Origin of the sequence: Streptomyces chattanoogensis, assembly GCF_001294335.1 — a bacterium.
GTDB lineage: Bacteria > Actinomycetota > Actinomycetes > Streptomycetales > Streptomycetaceae > Streptomyces > Streptomyces chattanoogensis.
Window position 1 is genome coordinate 200,003 of record NZ_LGKG01000185.1, and the last position, 6,374, is coordinate 206,376.

Annotated in this window: 8 protein-coding genes and 1 pseudogene; 5 read left to right on the top strand and 4 right to left on the bottom strand. The window is 70.3% G+C overall.

Features of this window, described 5'->3' with window-relative positions; all coding sequences use genetic code 11:
* The first annotated feature begins 18 nt into the window (after nt 1-18).
* Together ADL29_RS35585 and ADL29_RS35590 are read left to right on the top strand one after the other, a co-directional pair.
* Nucleotides 19-1,203: an alpha/beta hydrolase gene (locus ADL29_RS35585; protein WP_053927656.1), complete on the top strand. Its 1,185-nt coding sequence runs from the start codon at nt 19-21 to the stop codon at nt 1,201-1,203.
* Between the two features lie 167 nt (nt 1,204-1,370).
* Complete coding sequence (locus ADL29_RS35590; RefSeq protein ID WP_053927629.1) at nt 1,371-2,033, top strand: HAD family hydrolase; 663 nt, start codon at nt 1,371-1,373, stop codon at nt 2,031-2,033.
* Here the strand turns inward: ADL29_RS35590 and ADL29_RS35595 are convergent.
* Nucleotides 2,014-2,458 (bottom strand): annotated as a pseudogene (locus tag ADL29_RS35595) (NsdA family TPR-like regulatory protein); the annotation flags it as partial. The gene ADL29_RS35590 and the pseudogene ADL29_RS35595 sit on opposite strands and share 20 nt — an antisense overlap.
* Before the next feature lie 66 nt (nt 2,459-2,524).
* The gene (locus tag ADL29_RS35600; protein ID WP_053927630.1) at nt 2,525-3,283 is read right to left on the bottom strand and encodes a GntR family transcriptional regulator; all 759 of its coding nucleotides are present in this window, start codon (nt 3,281-3,283) and stop codon (nt 2,525-2,527) included.
* A 363-nt stretch (nt 3,284-3,646) separates the two neighbouring features.
* On the opposite strand from ADL29_RS35600, the gene ADL29_RS35605 reads away from it, so the two are divergent.
* The 3 genes from ADL29_RS35605 to ADL29_RS35610 all read left to right on the top strand — a co-directional run bounded on the left by ADL29_RS35605 (nt 3,647) and on the right by ADL29_RS35610 (nt 4,516).
* Entirely contained in the window at nt 3,647-3,832 is a 186-nt protein-coding gene (locus tag ADL29_RS35605) for a hypothetical protein (RefSeq protein WP_245689768.1), read from the top strand.
* Nucleotides 3,833-4,025: 193 nt separating this feature from the next.
* Nucleotides 4,026-4,271: a hypothetical protein gene (locus ADL29_RS42090; RefSeq protein WP_078971529.1), complete on the top strand. Its 246-nt coding sequence runs from the start codon at nt 4,026-4,028 to the stop codon at nt 4,269-4,271.
* Complete coding sequence (locus ADL29_RS35610; RefSeq protein ID WP_053927631.1) at nt 4,268-4,516, top strand: DUF7848 domain-containing protein; 249 nt, start codon at nt 4,268-4,270, stop codon at nt 4,514-4,516. Before ADL29_RS42090 ends, ADL29_RS35610 begins: the two co-directional genes overlap by 4 nt.
* Before the next feature lie 46 nt (nt 4,517-4,562).
* Here ADL29_RS35610 and ADL29_RS35615 read toward each other — a convergent pair whose 3' ends face one another.
* Both ADL29_RS35615 and ADL29_RS35620 read right to left on the bottom strand, forming a co-directional pair.
* On the bottom strand, nt 4,563-5,618 hold the full coding sequence (locus ADL29_RS35615) for a hypothetical protein (RefSeq protein ID WP_053927632.1): 1,056 nt from the start codon (nt 5,616-5,618) through the stop codon (nt 4,563-4,565).
* A 42-nt stretch (nt 5,619-5,660) separates the two neighbouring features.
* Nucleotides 5,661-6,239: a hypothetical protein gene (locus ADL29_RS35620; protein ID WP_157878658.1), complete on the bottom strand. Its 579-nt coding sequence runs from the start codon at nt 6,237-6,239 to the stop codon at nt 5,661-5,663.
* Nucleotides 6,240-6,374 lie beyond the last annotated feature (135 nt).

A 6,374-nucleotide genomic window follows, 5' to 3' on the forward strand; every position in this document is an offset into this window, starting at 1 on the left:
AAGAACGTCATGGGGTTCATGGGGCTGACCAGCCGATCGCTGTTGTACGCCACGGCCGCGGCCGCCGTGGTCTGTGTGGGGCTCACCCTCTGGCTGTGGCCGCGGTTCGCCGGGCGGGGGCCGCGGGCGCTGCTGGGGCGCCTCGGGGCCATCGCGGCGACGCAGCTGACCATCGTGGCCACGCTCGGGCTCGCGGTGAACGCCAACTTCGAGTTCTACGCCTCCTGGCACGAGCTGCTCGGCCTCTACGACGACGCCCCGGCCGCCGTCGGCAAGTGGGGCAACGGCGGGACGGCCGGGCCCGTCGGCGACCCGTCCAAGGGCCTCGTCCAGGCCTCCGGGCCGGACGGCCTCGACAAGGTGCACGGGCTGCCCAAGGGCCCGCCGGACCAGGTCGGCAGGGTGGAGTCCGTACGGATCGTGGGAAAGCGGACCCGGGTCGTGGACGGGGCGTATGTGTATCTGCCGCCGCAGTACTTCCAGCCGCAGTACGCCCGCCAGCGGTTTCCGGTGGTCGTCGCGCTCAGCGGCTACCCCGGAGGCACCTTCCTGCTCGGCCAGCATCTGCGGCTCCCGCAGACGGCCGGCGGGCTGATCCGTACGGGCCGGATGCAGCCCACCGTCATCGTGATGATGCGGCCCACCATCGCGCCGCCGCGCGACACCCAGTGCGTGGACGTCCCCGGCGGCCCGCCGGCCGAGACGTTCTTCGCACGGGACGTACCGGACGCTCTGAAGTCGCACTACCGCGTCGGCCACGACCCGGGCGGCTGGGGCGTGCTCGGCTACTCCTCCGGCGGCAGCTGCGCCCTCCAGCTGGCCATGCGGCACGACCGGACCTACACCGCCGCGGCGGCCCTCTCGCCCGACTTCAAGGTCAGCAACGACCCGACCACCGGCAATCTCTTCGGCGACGGGAGGGACCGGATACGGCGCCGTCAGGAGCACGATCTGATGTGGCGGCTGCACCACCTGCCGATGCCCCAGGTGAACGTCCTGGTGGGGACGAGCCGTACGGGGGAGAAGAACTACCCGGCGGCGCGGGAGTTCCTGAGCGCGGTGCGGGCACCGATGACGGCGGACTCGATCGTGCTCGACCACGGCAGCCACAACTTCGCCACCTGGCGGCGCGAACTCCCGGCCGCGCTCCAGTGGATGAGCAAGTCGCTGACGTTTCCGGAGGATGTGGTCGGCAACTCGTAACGCCTCCGCTTTGACTACGGGGTTTTCTTCCTGGCGTCCGTGGTGACGGGGCACCTTGGGTACGTGGATCGGGGCGGCGTTCGAGCTCGGCCCAGCGCTCGTGACAGCCAGGTTCGCGACGGGTGCGCGGGCGGCTGCGTGGTTCGGCCGGTCGGTTTGGTGTCCGCATGATTCGCGCTGTGGTCTTCGATGTCGGCGAGTGCCTGGTCGATGAGACGCGGGAGTACGGCACATGGGCTGATTGGCTCGACGTGCCGCGACACACTTTCGCGGCGATGTTCGGGGCGGTGATCGCGCAGGGGCGGGATTACCGCGAGGTGTTCCAGGAGTTCCGGCCCGGCTTCGATCTGTACGAGCAGCGTGAGGCGCGCGCTGCTGCCGGGAAGCCGGAGCACTTCGGCGAATCGGACCTGTACCCGGATGTACGCCCCGCGCTGGCCCAGCTGCGTGGCGAGGGGCTGTGGCTGGGCATCGCCGGGAATCAGACCGTACGAGCGGGAGGCATCCTGCGCAGCCTCTTCGCGGACAACGTCGACCTCATCGGTACATCGGACGACTGGGGTGCCGGCAAGCCGGACCCAGAATTCTTCGTCCGCGTCGCCGCAGCGGTCCCCTTCCGGCCGGAAGAGATCCTCTACGTCGGTGACCGTGTGGACAACGACCTACGGCCCGGTGCGGCGGCCGGAATGCACACCGCTCTCGTCCACCGCGGGCCGTGGGCCACCATCCAGTGGAACACCCCCGAGGCGCGCGAACTGCCGACATTCCGGATCGAGTCGCTTTCGGAACTCCCCGAGGCGATCGCGAAGTTCAACGCGACCGCGTGCTGACGGTCGTCGTCCAGCCGTAGAGGCGCTCGTCGAGGTCCCGCACGTACCGATCGTGTTGGTGCGGGGCGAGTGCACCGCGCACTTCCCGGATGCGCTCCATACCGGTCGCGTACCAGGTGATCTCCAGCTGATCGAGCGCGAGGCAGGCATCTCGGCACGCTTCCTCTGGTTGTCCGGCTGCGGCCTCCACGGCTGCCAAATCGCCGTAGATCACGGTGCGTTGCTTGTCGTCCGTGGTTGGCATCTGATCAAGGGCGTCCAGCAGTGTGGCGCGCCTGCGGCAGGTGCCCGGCCTTCAGCTGGGTGTTGCCCTTGAACGCGGCCAGACGTACGGGAGTGAACCAGTCCATCCATTCCGGGGTGGGGAACGTGGAACCGTGCGCGAGGGTCTCCTCGGCGTGTCCGATCAGGTGCAGTGCGGTGCGCCACCCGGGTGCCGGGCGTCCAGCACAGCAACTTCCCGCAGCCACGGCTGGTCCGGCCGCCGCCCGCTACGCCTCGACGTCGTATTCGAGCACGTACGCGGCCGAGTCCAGAATCATCTCGTTGACTTCGACAGGGCGGCCGCCATCCGCGTAGGCGGTGCGGAAGATGATGATCACGGGCGTGCCCATGCTGAGGCTGAGCCGGTCTGCCTCGTCCCGGGACGGCATCCGGCACCGGATCTCTTCCCGGAAGTGCACGGGCGTGTGGCCAAGTTCGGCCAGGCGTGCGTAGATGCCACCGGGCCCGGTGTCCTCCTGGGTGATCATCGAGTCGGCCACCAGGTCGGCGGGAAGAAAGCTCGTGGCCAGCAGTACCGGCTTGCCTTCGAGGATGAAGCGGCGACTGCGCACGCACGCCAGTGCGTCCGGCTCGATGCCGAGCACGTCCGCGATGGCCACGGGAGCCGCTGCTTGGCTGACGGTGACCTGGTCGACGAGCAGTTCCCGGTCACCGGTGTCGGCCGACCAGATGGACCGGCCTTCTCCCCACTGCTCCCGCGCAAGCCGCTGAATGCCGCGCCGTCGCAACGGCTGGAAGTCACGGACGAAGACGCCTGCGCCCTTGCGTGCCTCCGCGACACCTTCGTTCTGCAGAACGCCCAGTGCCTGGCGGGCGGTCATCCGGGCGACCTGGTACGCGGCCATGAGGTCGTTCTCGCCGGGCAGTCGATCGCCGGGGCCGTACTCGCCGGCCTTGATCGCGTCCTTCAGCGCCTGGGCAATGCGCTGGTACTTCGGCTGACGGCCGTTGCCCTTGGCGGTCATACGCCCTCCTCCCTGATCTCTAGACACCCTAGTCCGTTTGTTCGCTCGCACAGCACTTGCCCACCTCGTCTACATCTCTAGAGAAGAATTGACATCTCTAGAGATGTCACGCTTCACTGGTCACGGGCACCGGTATCGGATCGGGCGTCCGAACAAGGGCCATGAGCTGCGCACGAGCCCCGTGACGGGCAAGCGTCCGGGGGAGTGTCATCACCCATGGAGGTGGGGAACGTGCTCCGCGCTATCGGAACGATCGTCGAATTGCTGCTGTGCTGGTTACTGCCTTCCAGTGGCCGCCACCGCCCAGCCGACCCTGGCGCCGCCACCCTGTGCGAGGCAGCACCGACACGTGTGCCTCCCCGCGTGCCCTTGCGGCAGCCGGAGCTGCTGCGTGGCGAGGACTCGTACCTGATCCGTCCGTACGTCCTCACCCCCGAGGAACGACAGGAACGACGGGCCCAGCGCGGTCGGCGGCGGGTGCTGTGGCTCGCTGTGCACGGCATCGACGCCGGGTCGCGCTGGATTCACGGTGTGGAGGTGATGGGTTGATGCCCCGCAACTGTCGCTCCGTCCACTTGCCGGACCCGGCGCCGATGCCGGAGCCAGAGGCTGCTCCCGGCTGCGACGTGTGCGCCGCCCTGGCCCGCCAGCGTGAGGCGGCGCGTGCCATCGGAGACACGACGACCGTGATCGACCGCAACATCGAGCTTCGCCGCCACCCTCACGGAACGGTGGTGCGCACATGAGCGCCGGCGCATGGTCGCGGTGGTGCCACCGGGCAGAGGAAGCGTGGAACCGGCATGTCAGGCATCGGGAGTTGTACCGCCAGCTTGATCTCGTGCGGGCGGACCTCAAGGCCCGTGCCGCGTGGGTAAATCAGCTGTCCGATGAGGAGATCGCGGAGATGCTGCGTGGTCTGACCGCGTGCATGGATGCTGTGCTGGAGACGGGCAGTGATGCCCCGGAGCGTCCGGAGGGTACGTCATGAGGGCGCGGGAGAGGTTCCTGGAGTGGACGCTTCGGGCCGATCCGAAGGTGGGGCTCAGGCACGTGGGGAAGTGCATGATCTGCTGGGAGTCCTGTGTCGATACCCCCTCGGCCGACAAGGCCCGGGACTGGTGCCTCACGCACGTGGGCGCCACCGGCCACACCGGCTTCCGGTTGTCGGCGTTCGAGTTCTTCGATGCCGTCCTCACTGACCACCCGTCGGTGAACGGCACTCCGCCGACGTAGACCAGGGCGGGGCTACCCGACTGTGCGCTGGTGTCGCTTGCCTCCGTCAGCCTGTCGGAGGCCCATTGGGCTGGTCGGTCCCGGGCAGGGTGACACGGTACGCATCCAGGGCCGCGGCCCGCTCGTGGTACGGGCGGCGGTGCAGGGTGGACAACAACCGCCACATCCGTCGCTCGTCCGCCAGCCGGTGCGGCAGCACCACGCCCAGCGCCTCGGCCAGCGGCTTGCGGCCGGTATTGACCAGCGCCCGTACGGCGGCGGCCCACTCGTCGGTGGCGTTGACCGCGCACCGGTACCACACGGGCAGGAGCAGCACGAGCGCGGCCGCGGTGCCGAGCAGCACGGCCACGGGCGGATCGGGGGCGGCCAGGGCGGCCAGGGCGACGGCGGCCAGGGCGGCGTGCCCGTAGAGCAGCGCGACGAAGAAGTCCGCGTTGGTACGGGAGAGTTCGGCCTGCCGGCGGATCTGTTCGGGCGCGGTGCCGGTGAGCTCGTTCCACAGCACCTGGGTGTCGAGCCGGAAACGGTCGTAGCCGTACTCCTCCAGGCGGCGGATGGCGTTGCCGAGGAGGGTCGGGGCGATCTGGTCGTCGTCCGCCGGGTAGCGGCTCAGCCGCTCGCCGAGGAGGGCGCGCTGGGCCGCGGTGCGGCGCCGGTCCCGGCCGGCGGTGGCGGCCAGGCGCGGGTCGGCGCGGAGGCGGGCGAGGCTCTCGGTGTCGGCGGCGGCAAGGGGGGCCGCGGTGCGGGCCCGCCGCTCGAGGCGCAACAGGGCGATGCGGTCGGCGAGCCGCTGCTTGGCGGCGCGCTGCCGTACGCAGCCGCGCTCGTACGCCCAGGAGGGCCACAGGCTGTAGCCCTCCAGGATCCGGTAGAGGGGCGTCTGGAGCGCGCTGAGCACCAGCCCGAGGAGCAGGGAGGCGCAGAGCAGCAGCAGCGTGGTGCCGGCGCCGGTCCGCGGCCACAGGTGCGCCACGGGGGCTGTGTGACGCAGGGTGGGCGCGACGGTGAGGAAGCAGACGGCGAGGTTCAGGCCGGTGGGCAGGATCCAGCCGACGATCAGCGTCCATGCGCCGCCGAGGACGCTCTTGGCGATGTCACCCACGGGGCCGGTTCGTCCTTCGTCGCACCGTGCGCATCGCGCCCCTCACCATTCGTCCTCTTCGTCGTCGCCGAAGGGCGGGCCGGGTGGGGTGTTGCCGAGGGGCTTGCGGCGGATCAGGTCGTCGGGGGCGCGATGAACGGCGTCGTGGCTGATCGTGCGGTGCTGCGTTTCCCCCACCGCGGGGTAGGGGGCTTCGAGGACCGGCGGTCCGCCGTACGGCCGCAAGTCGTCCAGTAGCGCCCGTACGTACCCGGCGGCATCGGGATGGGCGGCCAGCAGCCTACGGAACCGGAAGCGCCAGGCGGCGATGACGCCCGCCGCCGCGGCGTCGTTGCCGTCTGCCTCGGCCGCCAGGAGCACTTCCCGGTCCGCGTCGAACGCGGCGGCCAGCGCTTCCCCGTCCCAGTCCCCCGTACCGCCCGACAGCAGCAGCTCGACGACCGCGTCCCGCGCCGGGAGCCACCGGTCCGTACGCGCTTCCGCGGCCAGCTCGGTCGCCGCCGCCGTGGCCAGTGCCGATAGTTCCGCTTCCATCCGGCCCCCCGCCGTCCGCCGCCCCACCCCGAAGCGCTGCAGGCCCATTGTGCCGCGCAGGGCGAACGCGCGAGGGGCTTCCGGCACATGTGCCGGAAGCCCCTCGCGTTACGGATCGTGCCGCGTCAGTCCTTGATCTCGCAGATCACCGCGCCGGAGGTGAGGGCTGCGCCGACTTCGGCGGTCAGGCCCTTGATGGTGCCGGAGCGGTGGGCGTTGAGG